At 45.3% G+C, this 23,536-nt stretch carries 25 protein-coding genes and 1 pseudogene; 11 read left to right on the top strand and 15 right to left on the bottom strand.

Annotated features, from left to right (window positions below):
* Positions 1-75 precede the first annotated feature (75 nt).
* Both Q337_RS0113520 and Q337_RS0113515 read right to left on the bottom strand, forming a co-directional pair.
* Positions 76-357: a hypothetical protein gene (locus tag Q337_RS0113520; RefSeq protein WP_034280446.1), complete on the bottom strand. Its 282-nt coding sequence runs from the start codon at positions 355-357 to the stop codon at positions 76-78.
* Positions 358-553: 196 nt separating this feature from the next.
* Positions 554-1,057 carry a DUF6586 family protein gene (locus Q337_RS0113515; protein WP_026472036.1) on the bottom strand — a complete coding sequence of 168 codons (504 nt, stop codon included), beginning with the start codon at positions 1,055-1,057 and terminating at the stop codon, positions 554-556.
* A gap of 122 nt (positions 1,058-1,179) precedes the next feature.
* Here Q337_RS0113515 and Q337_RS17840 point away from each other — a divergent pair, with 122 nt between their 5' ends.
* From Q337_RS17840 to Q337_RS17835, 3 genes are all read left to right on the top strand, one after another.
* Positions 1,180-2,217 (top strand): NAD(P)H-dependent flavin oxidoreductase, encoded by a 1,038-nt coding sequence (locus Q337_RS17840; protein ID WP_034280444.1) that lies wholly within the window; start codon positions 1,180-1,182, stop codon positions 2,215-2,217.
* Between the two features lie 235 nt (positions 2,218-2,452).
* Positions 2,453-2,611, top strand: a complete 159-nt coding sequence (locus tag Q337_RS18875; RefSeq protein WP_156935812.1) for a hypothetical protein — start codon at positions 2,453-2,455, stop codon at positions 2,609-2,611.
* Positions 2,601-4,145, top strand: coding sequence for an OmpA family protein (locus Q337_RS17835; RefSeq protein ID WP_051526891.1), 1,545 nt, complete (start codon positions 2,601-2,603; stop codon positions 4,143-4,145). The genes Q337_RS18875 and Q337_RS17835 overlap by 11 nt, the downstream gene beginning before the upstream one ends.
* A gap of 114 nt (positions 4,146-4,259) precedes the next feature.
* On the opposite strand, the gene hemF is transcribed toward Q337_RS17835, so the two are convergent.
* Together hemF and ribA are read right to left on the bottom strand one after the other, a co-directional pair.
* Positions 4,260-5,252, bottom strand: a complete 993-nt coding sequence (gene hemF, locus Q337_RS0113500) for an oxygen-dependent coproporphyrinogen oxidase (protein WP_084494861.1) — start codon at positions 5,250-5,252, stop codon at positions 4,260-4,262.
* A 155-nt stretch (positions 5,253-5,407) separates the two neighbouring features.
* Positions 5,408-6,007 carry a GTP cyclohydrolase II gene (gene ribA / locus Q337_RS0113495; protein WP_026472034.1) on the bottom strand — a complete coding sequence of 200 codons (600 nt, stop codon included), beginning with the start codon at positions 6,005-6,007 and terminating at the stop codon, positions 5,408-5,410.
* Between the two features lie 328 nt (positions 6,008-6,335).
* Here ribA and dxs point away from each other — a divergent pair, with 328 nt between their 5' ends.
* Positions 6,336-8,255, top strand: a complete 1,920-nt coding sequence (gene dxs / locus Q337_RS0113490; RefSeq protein ID WP_026472033.1) for a 1-deoxy-D-xylulose-5-phosphate synthase — start codon at positions 6,336-6,338, stop codon at positions 8,253-8,255.
* Between the two features lie 171 nt (positions 8,256-8,426).
* Here dxs and Q337_RS0113485 read toward each other — a convergent pair whose 3' ends face one another.
* The gene (locus Q337_RS0113485) at positions 8,427-9,428 is read right to left on the bottom strand and encodes an NAD(P)H-quinone oxidoreductase (RefSeq protein WP_026472032.1); all 1,002 of its coding nucleotides are present in this window, start codon (positions 9,426-9,428) and stop codon (positions 8,427-8,429) included.
* A gap of 355 nt (positions 9,429-9,783) precedes the next feature.
* Between Q337_RS0113485 and Q337_RS0113480 the strand changes: the two genes are divergently transcribed.
* From Q337_RS0113480 to Q337_RS0113460, 4 genes are all read left to right on the top strand, one after another.
* Complete coding sequence (locus tag Q337_RS0113480; protein WP_026472031.1) at positions 9,784-10,629, top strand: inositol monophosphatase family protein; 846 nt, start codon at positions 9,784-9,786, stop codon at positions 10,627-10,629.
* 292 nt (positions 10,630-10,921) lie between these two features.
* Positions 10,922-11,893 (top strand): CorA family divalent cation transporter, encoded by a 972-nt coding sequence (locus Q337_RS17830; protein ID WP_034280442.1) that lies wholly within the window; start codon positions 10,922-10,924, stop codon positions 11,891-11,893.
* Positions 11,894-11,929: 36 nt separating this feature from the next.
* Positions 11,930-12,691, top strand: coding sequence for a hypothetical protein (locus Q337_RS0113465; protein ID WP_034280440.1), 762 nt, complete (start codon positions 11,930-11,932; stop codon positions 12,689-12,691).
* A 107-nt stretch (positions 12,692-12,798) separates the two neighbouring features.
* Positions 12,799-13,716, top strand: a complete 918-nt coding sequence (locus Q337_RS0113460) for a hypothetical protein (RefSeq protein WP_026472028.1) — start codon at positions 12,799-12,801, stop codon at positions 13,714-13,716.
* Positions 13,717-13,815: 99 nt separating this feature from the next.
* On the opposite strand, the gene topA is transcribed toward Q337_RS0113460, so the two are convergent.
* Both topA and Q337_RS0113450 read right to left on the bottom strand, forming a co-directional pair.
* Positions 13,816-16,515 carry a type I DNA topoisomerase gene (topA, locus tag Q337_RS0113455; RefSeq protein ID WP_026472027.1) on the bottom strand — a complete coding sequence of 900 codons (2,700 nt, stop codon included), beginning with the start codon at positions 16,513-16,515 and terminating at the stop codon, positions 13,816-13,818.
* Positions 16,516-16,557: 42 nt separating this feature from the next.
* Positions 16,558-17,010 (bottom strand): ammonium transporter, encoded by a 453-nt coding sequence (locus Q337_RS0113450; RefSeq protein WP_026472026.1) that lies wholly within the window; start codon positions 17,008-17,010, stop codon positions 16,558-16,560.
* Between the two features lie 361 nt (positions 17,011-17,371).
* On the opposite strand from Q337_RS0113450, the gene Q337_RS0113445 reads away from it, so the two are divergent.
* Entirely contained in the window at positions 17,372-18,163 is a 792-nt protein-coding gene (locus Q337_RS0113445) for an enoyl-CoA hydratase-related protein (RefSeq protein WP_034280439.1), read from the top strand.
* 51 nt (positions 18,164-18,214) lie between these two features.
* On the opposite strand, the gene Q337_RS0113440 is transcribed toward Q337_RS0113445, so the two are convergent.
* The gene (locus tag Q337_RS0113440) at positions 18,215-18,424 is read right to left on the bottom strand and encodes a SlyX family protein (RefSeq protein ID WP_228133139.1); all 210 of its coding nucleotides are present in this window, start codon (positions 18,422-18,424) and stop codon (positions 18,215-18,217) included.
* A gap of 126 nt (positions 18,425-18,550) precedes the next feature.
* Between Q337_RS0113440 and Q337_RS18680 the strand changes: the two genes are divergently transcribed.
* On the top strand, positions 18,551-18,919 hold the full coding sequence (locus Q337_RS18680; RefSeq protein ID WP_084494853.1) for an Arm DNA-binding domain-containing protein: 369 nt from the start codon (positions 18,551-18,553) through the stop codon (positions 18,917-18,919).
* 153 nt (positions 18,920-19,072) lie between these two features.
* Positions 19,073-19,612 carry a tyrosine-type recombinase/integrase gene (locus Q337_RS18455; protein WP_051526889.1) on the top strand — a complete coding sequence of 180 codons (540 nt, stop codon included), beginning with the start codon at positions 19,073-19,075 and terminating at the stop codon, positions 19,610-19,612.
* A 299-nt stretch (positions 19,613-19,911) separates the two neighbouring features.
* Here the strand turns inward: Q337_RS18455 and Q337_RS0113430 are convergent, their stop codons facing one another.
* The 7 genes and pseudogenes from Q337_RS0113430 to Q337_RS0113405 all read right to left on the bottom strand — a co-directional run.
* The gene (locus Q337_RS0113430) at positions 19,912-20,319 is read right to left on the bottom strand and encodes a DUF6896 domain-containing protein (protein ID WP_026472023.1); all 408 of its coding nucleotides are present in this window, start codon (positions 20,317-20,319) and stop codon (positions 19,912-19,914) included.
* A gap of 435 nt (positions 20,320-20,754) precedes the next feature.
* Positions 20,755-21,024 (bottom strand): hypothetical protein, encoded by a 270-nt coding sequence (locus tag Q337_RS0113425; protein ID WP_026472022.1) that lies wholly within the window; start codon positions 21,022-21,024, stop codon positions 20,755-20,757.
* 171 nt (positions 21,025-21,195) lie between these two features.
* Positions 21,196-21,615, bottom strand: a pseudogene (locus tag Q337_RS17820) (DUF2247 family protein).
* A 48-nt stretch (positions 21,616-21,663) separates the two neighbouring features.
* Positions 21,664-22,161, bottom strand: coding sequence for a hypothetical protein (locus tag Q337_RS0113415; RefSeq protein ID WP_026472021.1), 498 nt, complete (start codon positions 22,159-22,161; stop codon positions 21,664-21,666).
* 304 nt (positions 22,162-22,465) lie between these two features.
* Entirely contained in the window at positions 22,466-22,777 is a 312-nt protein-coding gene (locus tag Q337_RS0113410; protein WP_026472020.1) for a hypothetical protein, read from the bottom strand.
* A gap of 23 nt (positions 22,778-22,800) precedes the next feature.
* The gene (locus tag Q337_RS19395) at positions 22,801-22,920 is read right to left on the bottom strand and encodes a DUF3732 domain-containing protein (protein ID WP_407636785.1); all 120 of its coding nucleotides are present in this window, start codon (positions 22,918-22,920) and stop codon (positions 22,801-22,803) included.
* 54 nt (positions 22,921-22,974) lie between these two features.
* The coding region (locus Q337_RS0113405) for a biotin synthase BioB (protein ID WP_026472019.1) at positions 22,975-23,536 on the bottom strand (562 nt) is incomplete at its 5' end.

The raw sequence follows: 23,536 nt of genomic DNA, 5'->3' as shown, positions 1-23,536 counted from the left end.
GTTAAACATCTACTGAATCAAGCGCTAGCTATACTGGATTGCTTACAAAACCCGCCAAGCTAGCAGACCAACGCATTAACTATAGTGGGCAGGCTCAACATCAAACACTTCGGCATGCCAGCGTGCAGACTGCTGCTCCATCATCATGTAAATGGCCGACTGAATCATATGCTGACCCAATGCCTGTGCATTATCGCCCAAGACCGCCTGAACCTGATCAGAAAACTTGATACTCACCAGTGGTTCACTGTCGCTACCAGAAGGACGCAGCACCAGCTCACCGTTGGCCTGTTGCACTAGTTCCAGCACGGTTTCGGTTGATTTCAGTAATTCTTTAATTTTTTCAATTGAAGCCATTGTCTTCTCCACCAATACTACAGTCGCGATCATCTATCGCGCTGGTGCGAAACGCTATCAAATTGGCTTTAGGCAATCAGTTTAAGGTTAAATAATGACAACCCTGAAAACAAATTTGACATCTTTTACTTTAATTAAAATGCGACCAATGACAGCTTTTTTCAAGGGCTAAAGCGGCTTTTTTATAAAAAACTGCCTAAAACTCTACCATTTCATCACGAAAACCTTCAATGAGTTGCAATAATTCACGATGCCATTCTCGCAGGATTTGCACATCCGGTAACCAGGCTTGCGGGCTTTGCGTGACCTTAATGATCAGCATAGAGGAGCTTTCTTCTTCCGGCGCTGGTGCCGGAGGTTCCGGGGCATACTGGCAAAAGGCATAAGCACGGTTTAGTTCGGCCAGAAAGCCCTGCTGCGACAATTGCTCCAGAATACTGATTTCTGGGGACACCTGCTCACGCGCAGCCATTTTTTCCTTAATGCTTTTTAGGGTTGGTCGTGGGTCGTCCAGCCGGTAATAGCGTGCCAGTTCCTGTAAAAAAGCCAGCACTGCGCCCTGCAAATGGAACACGGCAGATTCGCGTGCGCCCTGTCCCTGCTGTACTTTATCGGTTTGCTCCGCTTGCTGGCAGGCCAGTCGTGCAAAATACAGTTTCTGGTTGGTGCGGTCAGCATGGTAACGGGCAACACGTGACATGATCTTTCTCTAGGCTAAATTGGCTATAATAGTTTTAATTATACCGTGACTGTAGTGCTTTTTATTTTTGGCCGGTAGCAATTGTTGATAATTTAGGTTGTTGGTATTTTAGGAAATTTAGCATGCAAACCCGTTTAACCACATTATTGGGTATTGAGTATCCGCTTGTTTTATCAGGCATGAGCTGGATTTCCACACCAGAATTGGTGGCAGCTGTCAGCAATGCCGGGGGTTTGGGCGTGCTGGCACTGGGGCCTTTAAGCCCTGAGCAAACCCGCGCGGCCATTCTGAAAATTCGCAGCCTGACTGACAAGCCATTTGGCGTGGGCTGTACCTTGCTGATGCCCGGCGCCAAGGAAAATGCGGAAGTGGCGCTGGAGTTGCAAGTGCCGGTGATTAACTTTTCACTGGGCAAGGGCGACTGGCTGATCGAGCGCTGCCATGCCTATGGCGGCAAGGTCATTGCAACAGTCACTACCGCCAGGCACGCACTGGCTGCCGAAGCACAGGGCGCGGATGCCATCATGGCAACCGGACATGAAGCTGCGGCGCATGGCGGCGATGTGACTTCACTGGTACTGGTGCCTGCGCTGGTTGATGCGCTAAAAGTTCCGGTCATTGCCTGTGGTGGCTTTGCCGATGGACGTGGCTTGCTGGCGGCCTTGGCACTGGGTGCATCTGGTATTGCCATGGGTTCGCGCTTTGCCACTTGCCTTGAAAGCCCGGTACACCAGCATACCAAACAGGCAGTGCTGGACAAGGATCAGCATGCCACCATTTACTCCTCCAATTTTGATGGTCTGCCTGCCCGCTATATGCAAACACCAACGGCACAGCGCCTGACCCGCAAGCCCATGAATTTTTTTGTGGCGGCATGGCAAGCAATGCTGGCTGCACGACAGCTAAATATTTCGCTATGGAAGATTATGGCAGGTCTGGTGGTAGAGCCAACCAAAGTGCGCTTGCTGGCCTGTTTTGGTGCTGCCACGCCACGGCTCAAGGCTGCTACCGAACAGGGTGATTTAAAAACCGGCATGCAGTTTATTGGACAGTCACAAGGCCTGATCCATGACATTCCAACAGCACAGGTATTAATTCAGCGCATTATTGAAGAAGCCCATCAGCAAAGCCACCATGTGAATCAGACCCTAATGAATTAGCTGTCAAGTAATCATTTTAAAAATCTTTATACCGTAAAGCCGCTTGGCATCCAGCAATACTCTAAAATTTGCTGGATGCTATGTAAGTAATTCAACGCTTTAATAGGCTTTCCCCTATCCTCACCAAGAATAACTCCTATTGTTACACTTTTTACCTGTAGATTAGAAAAGCTCACAATTTAAACAAAAACACATAATTATAAATTTATCAAAATATTGCATGATCAAAACATGAGTGCAAGCCGGCTGGCAACCTAGTCCGCTTGCCTGTGTGAGTGCTGGCATGCAGGCTAATGCTGTAGCGCCTGAGAAAGAACCTGACAAGAACAGGGTTGGCCATAAACCCAACTGTAATCTGGCCGCCTACTACTGGAGAATAACAAATGGCGATTAATCCAATTGACCTGCTGAGGGAACGGGTAACCCCGCAAATCATTCAGCCTGATCCAATTACTGATGCCAGTCAGCATCAGTTTAATAGCAAGTCTGCACTGCTGGACCAGTTTTATCCTATCCTGCTGGGAATATTTGCCTATCAGCCCCATGCCTTTGACTTTGCACTGGAACATCTCAATGCGCTATTTGCTGATGTGTTCCCGCAGCAAGCCACCAGTGCCTCCTTTCATCAGTTGCTGGAAGAGTTTTCAAGACATCATAATTTGCCCGTAGAAACCATTGCCCCGCTGCTGGATCAGGCAACACCCTTGAGTGCACAGGCATTACAGGCTGACATTGCACCAGCCAATGTGGTGGACTATCTGCAAACCTACCTGCCCATCATTGTCAGCAGCATTCCAGCCTGGTCGATTGCGGTGCTGGGCAGTCTGGGTCTGGCTGGCCTGTTTAAGCCAGAAGCCGATATTCCGGCAGTCGCGCCTGTCTCCGACATTGAAACGGCACATCACATGCCGGTTGAAACTGGTGCCAAAACCTTTAGGGACCAGTTGCCCTGGTGGCTGGGCCTGGCCGCGCTGTTATTGCTGGCCTTGCTCTTGCTGCGTGCCTGCCAGCGTGATGAAGTCCCACCCTCTGTCACCACCACAACCCCTACAACCAGTAACACCAGCAGTAGCGGTTATCCGGCAAGCATTAACCTGACTGTAGGCAGCAGCAATAACCTGCTAGCCTGTAATTCCAGTGTTGGCGACGCATCCCTCAATAGCATGCTTAATACAGCCATTCGTAATGTGTTTGGCAGTCAGTATGCCTGTAATAGTCAGGTCAATCCGGCTTATAGCAGTGCACTGCCCGGACAGGACAAGATAGAAACCATCTTAAAATTGGTTAAGCCTTACCCGAATGCCAGTTTGACCTGGAGTGGCAATCAACTCGTTATTAATGCACCCGATACCGCGACTATTAACCAGCTGGTTGACCAGATCAAGGCGATTGCACCGGAACTGGGTGTGGCTGCCATTACCCCACTGGATGTTGACCAGTCTGTGAACAGCAGTATTGAAGCAGCACGCACAGCCTTAAATAACCTGCCCAATCCGGCACAAGCCGAGGATGTTGCCCGTGCCCTTAACTTGCAAATCATTAACTTTGCCAGTGATTCTGCGGTGATTCCAGATGCCAACAAATCCATTCTGGACATTGCAGCAACACTGATGAAACAATCACCGGATATTGTGCTGATGGTAGAAGGCTATACTGATTCTACCGGTGATGCGGTATATAACAAGCGCTTGTCGGAACAGCGCGCGCATGCTGTGGTGGATTATCTGGTTAGCCAGGGCGTTACTGCCAGCAAGCTGAGTGCCAGAGGTTATGGCCCGGAAAATCCGGTTGCTGACAATGTCACCGAGCAAGGCAAGTTCCGTAACCGCCGCATCGAGTTCAAGGTGGTAGATACCCAGACAGGCATTACTGAACAGGTAGATGAATCAACTGCGGTGACCACCACTGCTGAACAGGCCGGTACTTAACAGTATTTTTGCACAATATTCTTTTTGATAAAAAACCTCGTCACTGGCGAGGTTTTTTATGGGCTTTGGCATTTTGACTATTATTGCAATGCTTTAAATATAATACCTTAGCGATTAGCCTTGCTTAAGCCAGTCACGCGGTTTCAGGAAATATTCTGTTAGGCGTGCTTCAGCTGAATCCGGCTCCCACTCCTGCCGATAGGACCAGCCTGCAAGGTTAGGCAGGCTCACCAGAATGGATTCAATCCGCCCGCCAGTTTGCAGGCCAAACAGTGTGCCCCGGTCATACACCAGATTGTATTCCACATAGCGACCCCGGCGGTACAACTGGAACTCACGTTCGCGCTCGCCAAAGGGCTTGTCCTGATATTTCTGGAATAACGGCATAATTGCCTGCAAATAGCCATTGCCCACCGCCTGCATAAAGGCAAAACAGGTTTCAAAATCCCAGCCCATGGATTCTATATTCACATCATCAAAAAACAGACCGCCAACTCCGCGCTGCTCATCACGATGCTTTAAATAAAAATACTCATCACACCAGGTCTTAAAGCGCGGATAAACATCTTCACCAAATGGCTGGCACAAATCATGCGCTACCTGATGCCATGCCACACAATCGGCCTCGGAAGGGTAAAACGGCGTGAGGTCAAAACCACCACCAAACCACCAGATCGGTGCCTGCCCTTCTTTTTCAGCCACAAACAGCCGTACATTGGCATGTGAGGTGGGTACATACGGATTATTGGGATGAATCACCAGTGACACGCCCAGTGCCTGTGCCTTGGCACCGGCAATCTGAGGATGACGTGCAGTGGCCGATGCAGGCAGGTTTTTAATGTCAATGTGGGAAAACATCACCCCGCCCTTTTCAATCACTGTGCCATTCTGCAACACACAGGAACGACCACCACCGCCTTCTGCGCGTGTCCATTCATCCGGTACAAAATGGGCATTGCCACCACCAGCGCTTTCCTGCTGCTCCAGTGCGGCACAAATTCGCGCCTGTAAATCCAGCAAAAACTCGCGCACCCGCTGGATGTCGGGTTGACTGGCTAAAGATGACTCACTGGCTAATGGCGATGATTGAGTTGAACATGGGGACATGGCAGCATCCAAGGCAATAAGAAAGAGTAATGAGCCGAGCTGATTATCATAACGCAATCCCATAAAAAAATTATGGGATTTTTACGCTTATTTATTTACCTGTTGCATTAAATAAAAGATGGGCAAACGGTACGCTGCTTTGGCTTCATCAACCGTTAAAACAAATGGCGCATACGCTGCTGCTTGGTCGCCAGATAGCCTTCATTAAACGGATTTTTACCCACCTGAAGCGGCACCCGCTGCACGACATTAATGCCCAGTTGCTGCAAGGCTTCCACCTTGGCCGGATTATTGGTAACCAGTTTAACCTTGCTAATCCCCAGATAATCCAGCATCACCTTGCACATTTCATAGGTGCGGGCATCGGCGGGCAGGTTAAGCAGCAGGTTGGCGTCCACCGTATCATGTCCCTGATCCTGCAAGGCATAGGCGCGAATCTTGTTGGGCAGGCCAATACCGCGCCCTTCCTGACGCAAATACAGCAAGGCCCCACGGCCCTCATCCTCAATCATTTTTAAGGTGGCATTTAACTGCGGGCCGCAATCACAGCGCAGTGAGGCAAAGGCATCGCCGGTTAGGCATTCAGAATGTAAACGCACCAACACTGCATCAGCCTGTACCCCAATCTGGTGGTGCAGCAGGCCTTTGGATAGTGCCACATGCTCCTCGCCGGTTTCCGGGTCTTCAAACACCGAAATATCAAATTCACCATGCACCGTCGGGAGTTTAGAGGTGGCAACAAATTGTATGGGCACTACATTTTCATCCACAAACATTGAGGTGAACTAGTATAACGAAAATAAGCGCCGGATAAACCAGCCATCGTATTGTTGATTGACTTCCCCAGTTCAGTGGAACAGTACAAAATATTGCTCGGGTTAAATGACAAAATCTGCTAAATTAACAGGCAATTAATGCTAATTTCTGACAACAATACTAGGACATCGATGCAGCAAATGATACGATTTGCGCCTAATGTGGCCTATTCGCTTTGCTCATCAAGCTTAGACGCAAGACGCCGATTTTAGTCAATCGACACTTAAACCCAGCTGAGGAATGCCAGGCTAGCAGGTATATCGCCACATGATGTATGACACAATCCCAACCGCTCGTCCCGCTACACCGCTTCTGGATCGCATTGACCAGCCAAGCCAGTTAAAGACGCTTGATACCGCGCAACTGCTACAACTGGCTGATGAGTTACGTCTTTATCTTTTATACGCCGCTGGCCAGAGTGGCGGACATTTTGGTGCCAATCTGGGTGTAGTGGAACTCACCATTGCCCTGCATCACGCACTGGATACCCCCAAGGACCGGCTGGTCTGGGATGTGGGTCATCAGGCTTATGCGCATAAGGTACTCACTGGCCGCCGTGAAGCCCTGCCCACCATTCGCAGCAAGGATGGTCTGGCCGCCTTTCCAACCCGTGAAGAATCCGCTTTTGATACCTTCGGGGTAGGCCATTCCTCAACTTCCATTTCTGCCGCCCTTGGCATGGCACTGGCGTTGCGCTATCAGAAGGATGATCGCCGGGTGGCCTGCGTGGTGGGTGATGGTGCCATGACTGCCGGCATGGCCTTTGAAGCCATGAATGATGCGGTACAGCACAATGCTGATGTACTGGTGGTTCTCAATGACAACGATATGTCCATTTCCGGCAGTGTGGGTGGTTTTGCCAAGCATCTGGGTGCCTTATGGAAACAGGGCCAATCGGTTTATCTGGCCGATAATGGCGAAGTGTCCATTCAGCCGCATCCCAACTGGACCTTTAATCCGCGCGTGAACAGTAATAATTCTGCCGAGAATTTATTTCGCGCGATTGGCTTTGAATACTTTGGCCCGGTTGATGGCCATAACCTCAAAGAACTGGTTCGCATTCTGGCCTTGCTTAAAGACCGTAAAGGTCCGCGCCTGCTGCATATCTATACCACCAAGGGCAAGGGCTTTCTCCCGGCTGAAGCAGACCCGATTGGCTATCATGCCATTACCAAAATTACCAGCCAGGCCACAAGCCCTGTCAAGGCACCGCAACAACAGCCAAAACCGCAAAAATATGCCGACGTATTTGGCCAGTTTTTATGTGATCAGGCAGCGCTGGATGACCGCTTGCTGGCCATTACCCCAGCCATGTGTGAAGGTTCCGGCATGGTGCAGTTTGCTAGCCAGTATCCTGAGCGATTTTTTGATGTGGCCATTGCCGAACAGCATGCAGTCACGCTGGCAGCTGGCATGGCCTGTGAAGGCCTAAAGCCGGTGGTAGCCATTTACTCCACCTTCTTGCAACGCGGCTACGATCAATTGATTCATGATGTGGCGCTACAAAATCTGGATGTGACCTTTGGCATTGATCGTGCCGGGCTGGTGGGTGAAGACGGCCCCACTCATGCGGGTGCTTATGACTATGCATACATGCGCACCATTCCGCACCTGATCCTGATGGCGCCCAAGGATGAAAACGAATGCCGCCAGATGCTGCATACGGCGTATCAGTATCCGGGACCAGCTGCCGTACGCTATCCACGCGGAACAGGGCCGGGCAGCCATATTGCGAGCGAATTTACCACGCTGGAAATTGGCAAGGCTGAAATTGTGGCGCAACACCATACAGACGCCAGCCAGCAGATTGCCTTACTGGCCTTTGGCAGCATGGTAGCGCCAGCACTTCAAGCCGCTGAGCAACTGGCCCGTCCACAGCTTGGCGTAACTGTGGTCAACATGCGCTTTATCAAGCCGCTGGATCAGCAACTGCTGGCACGTTTGTCTGCTCAAGTAAATGCATTTATCACCATTGAGGAACATGCCATCATGGGTGGTGCTGGCAGTGCGGTAAATGAAAGCCTGCAAGCACAACATATTCTTAAGCCTGTGCTGAACCTTGGCCTGCCCGATGCTTTCTTGCATCAGGCCACGCACCCGCAAATGCTGGCAGAATGTGGCCTCAATGCAGATGGCATTAGCCGTGATGTGCAGCGCTTTATGCAAACACTTGTAGGCACTGTATAGCTTCTTATGCGTAACTGCTCATATTGCGTTTAAGCTAATAGCACTAAAAAAAGGCACTTCATAACTGGGTGCCTTTTTTATTTCAGCATGTTTTTATCTGAGCTTTAGAAAGCCCAGCCAGTTTAATTTTTACAAGTTTTTGATTCATAAAATAAAAAATTATCTCTTAACTCATGCCTTAAAATTTTCATTTATTAGCACCAGTTTGCCAATATGACCGCCCTCGGCCAATTGCGCATGCGCAAGGTGTGCATCATGCAAGGCATAGGTTTTAAATAGTTGGGGTTTGATCTGACCTGCGGCAAATAACGGCCATACCCGTTCCTGTAGCTGACGGAGAATTTCCGCTTTCTGCTCTACCGTTTGAGAACGCAGGGTTGCACCCAGATGCGTCAGCCGTTTGGCCAGCATTGGAAATAAATCCAGCTCCTTTACCTTGCCCTGCGCCACGCCAATTTGCACAATGGTGCCATTCACGGCTGCCACCTGATAATTACGTGGCACATAGTCTCCGGCAATAATGTCCAGAACAAAGTCCACCCCATGTCCTTCCGTATGTTGCCTGACCTGCTCGACAAAATCCTCAGTCCGGTAATTGATAGCCACATTTGCACCCAGTTCAAGGCTGGCTTGCTGCTGGGTGGCACTGCCCACGGTGGTAAAAATCTGCGTGGCACCCAAGACACGGCATAGCATGGTGGCGGTGGTACCAATGCCTGATGTCCCGCCATGAATCAAAATGGACTTGCCTGCGCTAAACCCAGCCCGCATAAACAAATGTGCCCAGACGGTCATAAAGGTTTCGGGCACACTGGCTGCTTCAATCAGGCTTAGACCAGTAGGCACTGGCATCACATTGCGCACGGGTGCAACGGCATATTCAGCATAACCACCAGCAATCAAAGCACATACCAAATCGCCCACCTGATAACTGCTGATTTGTCCAACTTTACTGCCCAACGCCACGATTCTGCCTGCAATTTCCAGTCCCGGAATATCAGTGACTCCGGCTGGCGGATTATATAAACCCTTGCGCTGCATCACATCCGGCCCGTTAATCCCGGCTGCGGCAATTTCAATCAACACCTCATCCGCTTTGGGCACAGGAACCTCACGTGTGGTGCGCTGTAAAACTTCCGGCCCACCCGGATGACTAATTTCAATAGCCTGCATGGTCTGATTGATATGTTGATTCATGCTTTCATTCACATTTTGAGTCATTGCGTGATTTATCCCATAGGCTTAATAAGCCATTTTCTTATCAAAGGTGTGTTGTTCATTTAACCGTTTTAGCGCCTCAATTGCTGTCCTGCTTTTTATGAGTTGCTGTAACTATTCATGCCCAATCATTTTTTAGAAAACGTTTTGGCTTTAATCTATGTTTACAAAATTGGCCCTGCTGTACATGCCAGTCCTTAGTTAATGCGAAATACAATAATCCACACGAGTCAGTATAAGTTTGCTAAAATAGCCTACTAGACTTGTTCTATATTCTTTGACGTCTTTAATTAATTCAAATGGGTGAATCATGGAACCTATGGTGGTGATGGCTGCGCGCGCGGCTCAAACAGTTGGCAGTGAAATTTTAAAAGCGCATCAAAATCGCCATAAGCTGGACTTGCAAATTCAAAGCAAGGGTATTGATGGTCCGGTTACCCGTTTGGATCGCTATATTGAAGAACTTACTATTGCTACCCTAAAAAAAAGCTATCCCAAGCACAGCTTTCTGGGTGAAGAATTTGGCCTTCAGGAAGGTCAGGGCAATGACGCTGACTGGTGCTGGATTATTGATCCTTTAGATGGCACCGTTAACTTTATTCAGGGTTATCCGCATTTTTGTGTGTCGATTGCCGTGCAGCACAAAGGTGTGACCCAGCATGGCGTCATTTATGACCCCGTTAAAGACGAAATGTTTACGGCTAGCCGTGGTCAGGGTGCCCTGTTGCGTGATGTCAGTGGAACCCAGCGCCGTATTCGTATGACCCCCAAAGACACTTTACAAGACACTTTTCTGGCGGTGGGCTATCCATATGCCACCATACGCAATGGTGAAGTCGTATCATATGCCGAACAGCACTTCAATACCCTACTGGCCGTGACCAAAGCCGGGGCGCAAATCCGTCGTGGTGGTTCTGCCGCGCTGGATCTGGCCTACGTGGCTGCCGGGCGTTTTGATGGCTACTTTGAACTGGGCTTAAAGCCATGGGATCTGGCGGCTGGTGAGCTGATTGTCAAGGAAGCCGGCGGCGTGGTTGTAGATGCCAAAGGCGGCACAGACAGCCTGAACAATGGGCAGATTATTGCCACCTCCATGAAATTGCTGAAACCGCTGATGCAAACCATTGTGCCGGCCTGGGGCGATGCCATTCGCTAAACTTGCCTGCATGATGATGGCTTAAGCCGGGCAACTGGTCTGGCTTAAGTTATTTTTTTATGGTTACTATTGTCTGTCATCTTCACCTGCCTGTCCAGTGTTTAACATGAAAAAAAACAATCATAAAATCAGCATGGAAAATGAAGTCCTGCTTGCCGTACTGGTGCTTTATCTTTTGATTGTTGGCATCATGGTATTTGTCCATTACTGGAACTTTGCTGCATAATTTTTTAGATACATCCTATAAATCAATCTATTGATAGCGTAAAAAGCCAAAGCAACGAGTTTTTTTATGATTAACTGCCTGATCAAAACTGCACAAGAATTAAAAATGATTCAGGGCTTGCCTGACGCACAGGATGATGGCCAGATTATTTGGCTTGAGATTACTGCGCCTACTATAGATGAAGCCACGATTTTACGCTCACATTTTGGTATAGAGGTGGCTGTCCAGCGCAATAGCGTGATGGAAACGGATGATTTACTGTATTTGCGTACCGATCTGCTCAGGCTGACCGAAGGCGGCACCCCACAGTTTGGGCGGATAAACTTTATTTTGGGCGAGCACTGGGTTGCGACCTTAAGCCATCATGCGGATTTTCAACCTTTTAATCAGGTCATTGCACGCTTGCGTAAGAAACCACGTAATCATCAAAATCCACGTGCCGTGCTGAGAGTGCTGCTTCGGGCAGCAAATGACATGGCTGATAATAGCCTTGACCATATTACCGATGCGCTAGAATGTCTTTCTGAACACATTTTTGAGATTTCAGAAGGTTACAGTGCCGATGGCCGCGAACTGGGTGTAAAAGATCTGCTGAAGATCATGCGCCGCCTGAATGAAAAAGAAGAACTGATTTCACGCTGTCTGGAAGCACAGCTCTCACTGGCACGGGCAGTGCGTTACTTAAGTGGCGAAGTCGATAGCCTCACCCATCCTGAGCTTGAAGAGCTGGTGAATGAACTGGCGGCAGATGTGACAGGGGTCAAGGAACATGCCTATTTTGAACATGAAAAAGTGCGTTACCTGCAAAATGCAGTTACCAACATCCTGAACATTAAACAAAACCAGATCGTTAAGATTTTTACCATTATCACTGCGGTGTTCCTGCCACCCACCTTGGTAGGCACATTTTATGGCATGAATTTTTCAGTGATGCCGGAACTGTCATGGAAATATGGCTTTATTTACTCCATGATTCTGACGGTTGCAGCGGCATTGTTGCCACTTATTTATATCAAGCGCAAAGGCTGGCTGCGTTAAACCGCTTGATTGAAGCTTAGCCACAGGACAGCTTATGTGGAAAAAATCCGGGTCTTTATTTTATTGGTTATTCTGGCCGTGGTGATTATTCAATCGCTACAGGATAAAGCCGACCTGAACTGGAAAAACAGCTTTTATGTGGCGGTCTATCCCGTCAATGTAGAAAATAATCCGCAGGTTGAGCAGTATATTCAACACCTAACTGCAGCTGACTTTGTAGAAGCAAGTGAGTTTTTAAATAGCGAAGCCAGGCGTTATGGCGTTCCTTTGTATCGCCCAATTAATATTGTGCTGGGTAAACCCATTAGTCAATTGCCGCCTGCCCCGCCAGTCAATGGGGGCATTATTGAAATCATGCTGTGGAGTTTAAAGCTACGCTATTTTGCCTGGCGAAATGAGCAGGACTTTAGCATCCATCCACAAATTCAGCTGTACTTACTGTATTTTGATCCAAAGCAGCATCGCAGTTTAAGCCATTCCACGGCATTGCAAAAAGGCCGTGTGGGCCGGGTTAACCTGTTCGGTGAAGCCAGCTATAGCCAGCAGAATCTGGTGATTTTAAGCCATGAACTGCTGCATACCTTGGGCGCTAACGATAAATATGATTTTGCCAATAACATGCCCGCCTTTCCCGATGGCTATGGCAATCCGCAGCAGCAGCCGTTATTTCCTCAAGCCAAAGCCGAGCTGATGGGCGGACGACTGGTCATTAATGAAAGCAAGGCAGTGATTCCTAAAAATCTGGCGCAAACTGTGATTGGGCCAAAGACCGCAAGAGAGATTGGCTGGGTGAATTAATAATGTCATAAAATAATTGATTATTATACTTCACTTAAGATCATTAGTTATTAAAAAAGATATTTATTAAAGTTAATTACTATTTTATCTAAGATGAGAATTATTAAATGTATATATATAATTTTAAGAGAAAATTTAAAGGTAATCCATGGTTAAAGGCTTTTACTCTGTTATTGTCTATTTTCCTATTAACCGCATGTTCTAACCCATTTAGTATAGAAGCACAAATCGACAGCTTTAATAAAAGCTATGCACCTGAATATTATTTAACTAAAACCCATCTACAGGTCAATTGGCAAGGCAACGCTCAACAGGATATAGCGCCATTAAAGTTGAAAATACCTGTAGCGTATTTATCTGGTGCAATGGATAAAAATAATGAGTTTGAAACTGTGATTTGGGCTTTAAAGCCAATGGAAAATCGTAAGATAGACACGATTTATCTCAAACTCAGGCGGTCTAATGGTCAGCCTGTTCCTTATGTTTATCCTAAAAAAACTGACAACCCAGAGATTACAAGAAAACAAAAAGAAATCTATGCAGATGAATATGTCGTACAAATATTTAGAGATGGAAAGGGTGATGTGCTTAACCGAGAAAGGGACTGTTGCGGGGAAGGTGAAGAGCTATTTAGAGGCAAGGACATATCGGGGCTTGAGCAGTATGTAAAAATGACATGCTATGATGTTCAAGCTTTGCAAAAAAAAGCTTTAGACCCTAATTATCAAGAAAGCAGTAAATGGCCGTTAAAAGACCTTGCAAATAAGCCTAGCTACGATATTACGCCAGCACATTGCTTAGCAGTACGTGATTCTATATTTTGGCGGTCACCTGTTAATACACCGCCTGCCATGGCAGTAAAAATTGACTCTTCACTAGGTTTTGCAGGATATCAAATGAAAATTTTATATAAAAATCACTTAATTATTGCTTATCCACGAGATGATGCGGAAGAAATGGCCGAGAACTGGAAATTTTACCATCAACAAATTACCCGACTATTAGATTCAATGGTTGTGCAGTAAGCCATTAATTTGAATTAAAAACTAGCTACTAAGATCATAAATACCTATTTGCATTTAAAAATTTAGTAGCCAAACAATGATCTTAAACCATTTAAGAAATCAGCCTTCAACCCATTTACCATCTTTAAAAATCATGGTCCATTTGGTTTGCTTGCCGTCTTTTTCCGAAGAAATATACTGCGCACTGTTTTTACGGCTCCAGCGCACAATCGCCGGGTTGCCATCTGGGTCAGTGTCAGGGGCTTTAAGCAGGTACTGATACTTGGCAGCAAGCTGGTCTTTGACACTACGCAATTCGGCAATGGTTGGCGCACGGGTTTCACGCACCTTGGGAAACTTGCTGGCTGCCAGAAATAGGCCTGCTGCGCCATCACGCAGGATAAAGAAATCATCATGCTTGGTGGAGCGCAAATGCGGCATTTGAATGGGATCTTCACGCGGCGGTGCAGCCTCACCATTTTTCAGCACCTTGCGGGTGTTGTCACAGCTATTGCAGGCAAAGTACGGCCCAAAACGCCCGGTTTTTAACTGCATTTCACCATTACATTTTTCGCAAGGAATGGTTGGGCCATCATAGCCCTTGATTTTAAAACTGCCCTCTTCCACCAGATAGCCTTCGCAATCCGGATTGTTACCACACACATGCAGCTTGCGCCCACCATCAATAAAATAGCTGTCCATGGCAGTATCACATTTTGGGCAGCGTTTTTTGGCCATCAGGTCGGCAGTTTCGGCACTGTCATCATCGGTAATGGCGGCCAGTGATTCCACTGGGGTCAAATTTAGCGTGCCTTTACAACGCTCCTTCGGCGGCAGGTTGTAGCCGGAACAGCCTAAAAATACCCCGGTAGAGCCAGTACGAATCTGCATGGCACGATCGCATTCCTTGCAGTGCACATCAGGGACTTCCACGGGCTGGTTAGGCCGCATGCCTTCTTGTGCCTTGGCATGCGCAAGCTTGGCGGTAAAATCACTATAAAAACTGTCCAGCAGGTTTTTCCAGTCACGCTCGCCGGTTGCCACTTTATCCAGTTGCCCTTCCAGATCTGCAGTAAAGGCATAATCCATCAGGTTGCTAAAGTTTTCATTTAAGCGGTCGGTGACAATATCACCCATTTTTTCAGCATATAGGCGCTTGTTTTCAAGCTTGACGTAGCCACGATCCTGAATGGTGGAAATAATGGCAGCATAGGTCGATGGCCGGCCAATACCTTTTTTCTCAAGCTCTTTCACCAGTGAAGCTTCGGTAAAACGCGCTGGTGGCTTGGTAAAATGCTGGCTGGGATCAAGCTTGACCAGCTTGAGCTCCTCACCCACTTTAACGCTGGGCAGCAGTACGTCATCATCCTGCTTATTGGCACCACGCACACGGGTAAACCCGTCAAATACCAAGGTACGGCCACGCGCTTTCAGCTCGACACCATTGGCTTCTACCATAATGGTGGACGACAAATATTCTGCTGGCGTCATCTGGCAGGAGACAAACTGACGCCAGATCAAGTCGTATAGGCGCTGTGCATCACGCTCCATGGTGGTGAGCTGGTCGCCCTTTAACCCTACATTGGATGGACGAATGGCTTCGTGTGCTTCCTGTGCACCGGCCTTGTTACCATAGCGGTTTGGCTTGGCAGGCAGGTACTTGTCACCGTATTCATGCTCAATATGATGACGCACCATGTTGACCGCATCGGTACTTAAAAACGTTGAATCGGTACGCATGTAGGTGATAAAACCACCCTCATACAGACGCTGCGCCAGTGTCATGGTTTTCTTGACAGAAAAACCAAGCCGGGTGCTGGCAGCCTGTTGCAGGGTGGATGTGATATACGGCGCACTAGGGTTGACTTTGGTTGGCTTGTCTTCCCGCGCCGTAATTTTATAGGCTGCATCTTTGAGTACGGCCAGCACGGCATCTGTTTGTGCCTTGTTTTGCAGTTTCAGGGTTTTACCGTTTTGCTTAACCGCTTCCAGACGGATTTCGTCGCTTTGCTTGGCTTTCTGGCTCAGCGTATCGGCAAAAATCTGCCAGTATTCTTCGGGAATAAATGCCCGGATTTCACGCTCGCGCTCCACCACCAGCTTTACCGCAACCGACTGCACCCGGCCAGCCGACAGGCCACGGGCAATTTTTTCCCAGAGCAGTGGCGACACCATAAAGCCCACCACACGGTCTAAAAAGCGGCGTGCCTGCTGTGCATTAACCTTGTCCACATCAAGGCGACCCGGCGTTTTAAAGGCATCCTGAATGGCATTTTTGGTAATTTCATTAAACACCACGCGGCGATAGCGCTCGGGTTTGCCACCAATCACCTGCTGCAAGTGCCAGGCAATGGCTTCCCCTTCTCTATCCAAGTCCGTTGCCAGATATACTTCATCGACTTGCGATGCCAGTTTTTTCAGCTCACTAACTACATTTTCCTTGCCGGGCAACACTTCATAGTGCGCCTTCCAGCCATGTTCCGGGTCAACACCCATGCGATTGACCAGTGCCTGCTGGGCTTTGGCTTCTTTTTCTGCAGCGGTCAGCTTGGTTTTGGTCTGGCCCTTGGCTGCCGTTGTGGTTTTTCCGCCACCACTGGTCGGCAGGTCACGCACATGGCCCACGCTGGATTTGACAATATAATCCTTGCCCAGATATTTATTAATGGTTTTGGCTTTGGCAGGTGACTCTACAATAACCAGTGCACGTGCCTTTTTAGCCGTACTGATGTCCTGATCATCATCAGGCAGGGCAGTACTGCTGGCTGCCTTACGGCTTCTGGCAGTTGTTTTTGTGGTAGAGCGTGGCGCTGTTGGCATAGTGCTTCGGTTTTCTCAAAAATTAAGGGTAGCTTGCTGAATTTAAGCCTGCTGTGCAAAGGACATAAGGGTATTCTTCATTTTTTCAAGCTGTTCGCCATGCAAATCGCTTTCTTCATCCCAATACAGGCCTGCACAGTTGGCTTGCATTTCTAGCGCGTATATTCCCTTTAAATCGAGGGATTGTCCATCAAATTGCGTGTTCCCGGTTTTCACTTGCAGTTTTTGCCCGTTAACCAGTGCCTGCATCAGGGGCAAGCGGGCTTCCGGCAGCAAAATACTGTAAAACGCCACCATGCCGCCTTCACGTCCCGAAGGTGCAGTATGATGAATCCATGCCGGTGCAGGCATCAGGCGCGGATGCAGCCCCATTTTACGTGCACGGTCACGCATTTCACCCAGTGCTTTCTCACGCGGGCTCACGCGCAGGCCCATAATAGATCCCAGAATAAACAGTACAATAAAGCCAATAATCCAGTAAGCTGTTGCACTCATAATGTCTTATTCCTCATGCCTGATTTCTCATATTGTGGTTTTTGATACTTCAATTTCCCAGTACCGTGGTATTGGCTATTTAGCGTAGAGTGCCTAAGCCACGATATAAAGGCAAGTTTCCTGTCTGCTTATCACGGATAACCATCAGCATCATAGCTTGGCAACTTTTGCCACCTTCCCCGGTGCTTATCAATTTGCAGTTCAGTGTTATAAAATAGCTACCCAAAAATGATTGGTGTGGAAATGATTAGTGCGACAGTCATTTCCACAAAAATAATCAACGCAGCAACCATATTTTTTACTCGTACTTTATGCCACCCAGTTTTATGATCAGGCAGTACATTTATCAGGAACCATAACGATGCTGAACTGCGTGACCAACCCGCATGCCAACCTGAATGCCCAGTTGCATGACAATGGCATTCTGGAACTGATCCTTAACCGCCCTGAGCGCAAGAACGCATTTTTTGGTGACTTTTATTTGGCACTGGCGAAATCCCTCCATGAAGCTGACCAGTCCAGTGCAGTGCGTGTGGTGCTATTACGGGGTGAACAGGATTTTTGTGCCGGTAATGACTTGCAGGATTTTATTGACAATCCGCCAAAAAATACCGAAGCACCCGCGTTTGTTGTCTTGCGCGCCGCAGCTAACTTTAGCAAGCCGCTAGTAATTGCCATTAAAGGTGTTGCCATTGGTATTGGTTCAACCCTGCTGCTGCATGCAGACCTCGTGTATACCGATGCCAAGGCACGCTTCCAGTTGCCATTTTTAACCCTGGGGCTGGTGCCAGAAGGCGCGTCTACCTTATTACTGCCCCAGCGAGCTGGTTATTTAAAAGCAGCAGAAATGCTATTACTGGGTGAACCCTTTAATGCCCAAAGTGCATTGTCAGCGGGACTGGTTAACCATATTGTCGAAGATGCCGATGTCTACGAGTATGCATTTGCCAAGGCGAGCCGCCTGACCCAGTTGCCGATTGCCAGTCTGAAAATGAGCAAGCAACTGTTACGCGGCCATACGCCTCAGGTGCTGCAACAAATTAATGCCGAAGGAGAATTATTCATTGAGCGCGCGCACTCTGCAGCCTTGCATGAAGCAGTGGCAGCATTTAAGGAAAAACGCGCACCAAATTTTAGGCAGTTTGAAGATTAAGCGTTTAATCCACATTAATAAGACGCCATACTGGTTATCCACCGTCATTGCTTAGTAATGCGGTGGAATTTCCTGTAAAGGGTCAAATGGCGCGACACCATTTTCGCCATTCTGGTAAGATTCCACCCGCTGGTACAGCAACTGCATCTGTTTTTGCAAATCCAGAATGGTGTGCTGCTGGCTGGCCACCATCTGGTTTAAAGACTCAATAAAATCATCCTGAAATGCAATTTTAACTTGCAAATCTCTAATCTCATCCATACACATCCGATATATTCCTTAAATTACTGAAATTAATCACTATATATTCACTTGATTGTCCGATAACATCCATACTTGTATGATGACAACCAGACATTTTGTGAGTAAGATTGTGAGTAAGATTTCATGTTACTCACAATCTTACTCACCGATACCAAAGTAAAACAGCTCAAGCCAACTGATAAACTTTATCGCGTTGCTGACCATGATGGACTATGCCTTGAAGTTCGTCCAACGGGTACTAAAATCTGGCGATTCCGTTATCGATTTCTTAATGTTCCCAAGATGTATACCATCGGGAACCATCCTGAAATTTCACTGGCCTTTGCCCGGCAGGATACCTTAAAACAGCGGGAATTATTAGCCAAAGGGATAGACCCCCAAGCCAATAAGGAAACGGTAAAGCTGGAAGCCATTAAAAATAAAAATGAAACTTTTGAAGAAATTTCAAAAGAAATGCTCGAAAAAAGGAAAGAAAACAAATCAGCTAACTAGCTAAGCAGCCGACAATCTTATTTTGAACGTGATGTTTATCCTTGCATTGGTAGACTGCCTACTAATGAAATTGATTCCCAGCACGTCATTGGAGTTATTGATAAAGTCATAGCGCGTATCAGAAGCGGAATACGGCAAAATAAGGGGGGTAATGTGGGTACTGGTGAATATGCAGCCAGATTGGTCAAAAGTTATATTGGCGAAGTATTTGCCTATGCCATTATTACCAAACGCGCAAGCATCAACCCAACCTATATTTTGCGTGACTATATTGAGTTTCCTGCCCATGAACATGCCAAGCCCATGGAAGCCCAAGAGCGGTCAAATATTCTCAAGAACATCACTGATAGCGGTAGCACCTTAAGCACGAAGAATGCTGCGCGGGCTTTGTTGTACTCCATGCTACGCACAATTGAGGTAAGACGCGGCTTAAAGAGTTATATCAATTGGGATGATCAAACATGGACTATCCCTGTTGCATCAAAAAAGCAGCTCAAAGCTGGCCAGCGTAATATGAAAAAAAACCGCATTCATATTGTTCCGCTTTCAACACAAATGATGGCTATTATCCAAGAACAGTTTGAGGCGTATCCAGACAGTCCTTATATTTTTCCAGGACGGAATGGCATGATGGGTTCAGGGACGCTATATCATCTATTGAGGCGTGTTGGTTTTAGTTTAAACTCTCAATAACCTTCCCTTTTTATTTCTATCCTCAAACCAAAAACATAGCACTTATACCGATGAGCAATATAGGAAAATCAAAAATCTAGTTTTGTGTCTGAAAGAGATTAGTTTATTTTAAAAAAGAGCGAAGGTAATCGTTAGCGATTACTATAATAGTTTGCTAGCCAAATAATTAATTTCTATATACCTAACGTAAATCCCACCATGACAAATTATTTTTTCGTAGAAAATAAATAGGTATAAACATTAAAATAGTATGAAGTATCCTCAGAACATACTTCATACTAGCGAATTATTGAATATATTTACGTGAAAACATACAAATTCTTTCCCTTAAACTTTTTAATAACACCATTTTGTTCTAACTCCTTTAATTTTTTTTCAAAGATACGATAGTCGTAGTCTGAGGATATAGTAAAGTTTTCTTCATAGAAGGTTGATAACCTCGATGCATCAAAACCGCCTAAGCTATAATTTGGTAAAAAATCAATATCAATAGTCATAGATTTTAATTTTAAAAAAATACCATTTCCATGAAAGGAGTAGAAGATGCCATTTATGGTATCTTCTCTCTTTAAATTTAACCTATCGTAAGCTTCTCTTAAATCGTTAGTTCCAAGAGCAGAATAGAATTCTGTAATCGCCCATTTGCTGCTCGAAATAAATAAATTAATAAAACCAGTAAAATCATCCTGTAAGTTAATTTCTTCCATATTTAGTTGACCTGTATAGTGTAGAACTAGTCTCTTTAGTACTGTTTAGTATTTTATCAGCAGAATTATATACAGGATTATTAATCTCACTGATATTATTATACCGAATAGGAATCTCTTCATTTAGGCTACGAGCAGCGGCAGCTCTATGATGTCCATCAACAATATAGTTTTTTCCAGAAATAGCATGAGTTCTAACTAAAGATTTAGCATTTACATAACTAGCCCTTCTTCCATACTCTTTGCAATCCCACCAGCAGTTCTTGCTCCCTTTAACTGAGGTGGCACTCCATCAATAATGCTGTCTATAGCTGATACAATACCTATAGCAATTAAAGTTGAGAGCCTATCATCAGAATCTATTTTGTTAACCAGATCATTTGCTGAATAGACTGAGTTACTTCCTTCCTATGAATCAAACTCTCTATGATCCGGTTACTTTAAATAATCAGCTTGCTCATAAGCTAATATTAATGCTTGTTTTGCTTCGTGTATTATATAAATAAAATCTTCTAGTGAAAACTTCATTTCTACTGTTCCTGGTAAAAGATAGATATCTGTTAAAAATTCTATCTCAATATTTTCAATACCTTTTTCTCGATTTAATTGCATTAATCTTTGCCCGCGAAATAAAACTTCTACCGCAAGCCACTCAAACTCCACGCTACTTATAAAATCAATTTTAAATTCATTTACTAATGACATATTGTGTTTACCTTTTAGGATCTAATAAACCAGAAAAAGAGTTATCACTATTTCAGCAAGTAATCCGGAAACTACCGTTCCGAATTACCTACTAAGCCAGAATACAAACGTTTAATAGACTTCTTAATTTTTGCCTTTGAAACATTCTTCTGTCAGCAAAAGATATTCTTTCTACTTTGAAAATAATCTATTTTTATTTTCTTCTTTAGTGTGTTGATTAGGATTGCATCCATCAGTTAAAGGCATATAACTGATGAATTCCTCTATCTCAGAAGGATAATCAAAGTCTGCATAAATAGATTAAACTTTTGCTAAAGGATCAACAATATTACTTCTATTCTCATATAACCAAGAAAGTAATATGAATAGCCATTTTTGCTCGCTATTATCTTCAGGGTCAATCTCCTCTCTATTGGCTAATACATGAACTAATTTATTGATTCGAAAGGTATCTTCCTTGGTAATTATAGAAAGATCTATTTCCATGGGATTAAGTGAACCCAACATCAATCGATCATTAGCAATTGCTATAAAAGTTTGCCAACTAACTAATTGATGTTTATATCCCCAAAGCACATCTCGCCATGACAAAGTGATTTTTCACGAAAAAATGAACAAGGTATAGGTGTTAAATTCATATTAGGATTTAATAAGTTCAGTTTTCCATTCCAAATCATGATCCTGTGCAACTTCATGTGGATTACTCAATCCTATAGCAAATACATTATTTAAAGAATCTTCATCGCTATTTTGTGATAGCAGCCAAAAATCTTCTGTCAATGCTAACCCTTCCTTTGCATCTGGCTCTTGAAGTATCCAGTAAACTTCAAACATATATTGATTAGAATAGTCTTCAATCTTATAGTATTTCTTAGATACAATCTTACTTACCTTTACATGGGCACTCTTTAACTCTTCAACCCATTTTAAAACATGCAACATATATTGATCAGGTATTATATACGTTAATCCAATCAGAAGATTTGCTCTAACCAGTAACTCTGGTTGTGCTATCCATGGACAATATCCTAATTTGCAATTAAATGATTTAATTTTAGCATCAGTAATATCATCCAGAATAACGTATGGTTCTGAACCATTTAGTATCAGTAAAGCATCTTTTTTATTTACTTCCATTTTTTATAGCCTCCCTAAATGGGGTCATATAATCATGTTTCGTATTAGCACCAGCTTGACCAGGAGCAGGGCCTTTATTTTCCAGAAATCTGACTCTTTCTCAATTTAATGCTAAAGCTATTTCTTGTCTACTTGAAGCCTTAGAATTAATAAATTTATTATAATACTCAGTTATATCGACCATATTGATCGGACCATTATCCGCATGTGCAACTAGAATCTAACAAGAAAAATAAGCTACCTAATTTACTGACCAATATTTTAGATAGCTCATTTTTAGCTTAAGTATTATTTATTTTAATATTTAGGTTACTTCTACTATATTACAATTTTTACATTTGATGTTAAATATTTCCAGCATATCAAAAATTACTTCAAAGAAGTTATTTAACTTTATAATTTTAACACCAAATATAAAAATGCTAGATAAATAATAGTCCTCTTCGAAATCATAGATATAATTAAAGGAAATTATTTTCTCACAAATTAATTCTCCTAATGATGAATGCTCATTATCAGTGCTTACAAATTTAATAATATCTCTATTATTAACAAATTCCAAATGAGATATTACTGAGTTTTTAAAGAAAATTTCCGAATGCATTTCTAACTCCATAATTCATTTTCCTATAAGAGATTTCATTTATTTATCTTAGGAAAATATACTTGGCTGGGGTGATCATAAACCAGGAGAGCAGATATAGGATGATGTGGAAGTGACAGAAAATAACTATATAAAACGATAGGATTAAATAGCAAACAGTCCCTAGTGGATTTTTATTGCACTAGCAACATGCTTATCCTGATAAAAATTCAGGCACTCATCGCATCAACAGCGGCCGCTTTAACATCCAGCCTGGCTTTTTCCTTGGTAATGCCCAGTTGTGCAAATAAAACTGCATCACGGCTTTCACCTGCATTGGGCGTGGTCAGCAATTGCTCACCAGAGAAAAACGAATTGGCACCCGCCTGAAAACAAAGCGCCTGCTCAGCATCGGTCAGGCCTTCACGACCTGCAGACAGGCGAATATAACTCTTGGGCATCAGGATACGGGCAGTGGCAATGGTTCTGACCCATTCGATCACACTCACCTTGGGGGCATCTGCAAGGGGAGTGCCTGCAATCGGCACCAGCATATTGATGGGTACTGACTGGGGATGGATGGGCTGGGTGGCCAGTTCATGCAATAAGCTGATGCGGTCGCTTTGCTGCTCACCTAAGCCTAAAATGCCACCACTACACACTTTCATGCCACTGTTACGCACATGCTCTAAAGTTTGCAGGCGGTCATCAAAGCTGCGGGTGGTGATCACATTGCTGTAATGCTGGCGTGAGGTATCGAGGTTATGGTTGTAGTAGTCCAGGCCTGCATCG

The sequence above is a fragment of the Alkanindiges illinoisensis DSM 15370 genome (assembly GCF_000619845.1).
Classification (GTDB): domain Bacteria; phylum Pseudomonadota; class Gammaproteobacteria; order Pseudomonadales; family Moraxellaceae; genus Alkanindiges; species Alkanindiges illinoisensis.
The sequence above is the reverse complement of the archived record's forward strand: the minus strand, read 5'-3'. Positions and strand labels throughout refer to the sequence as shown.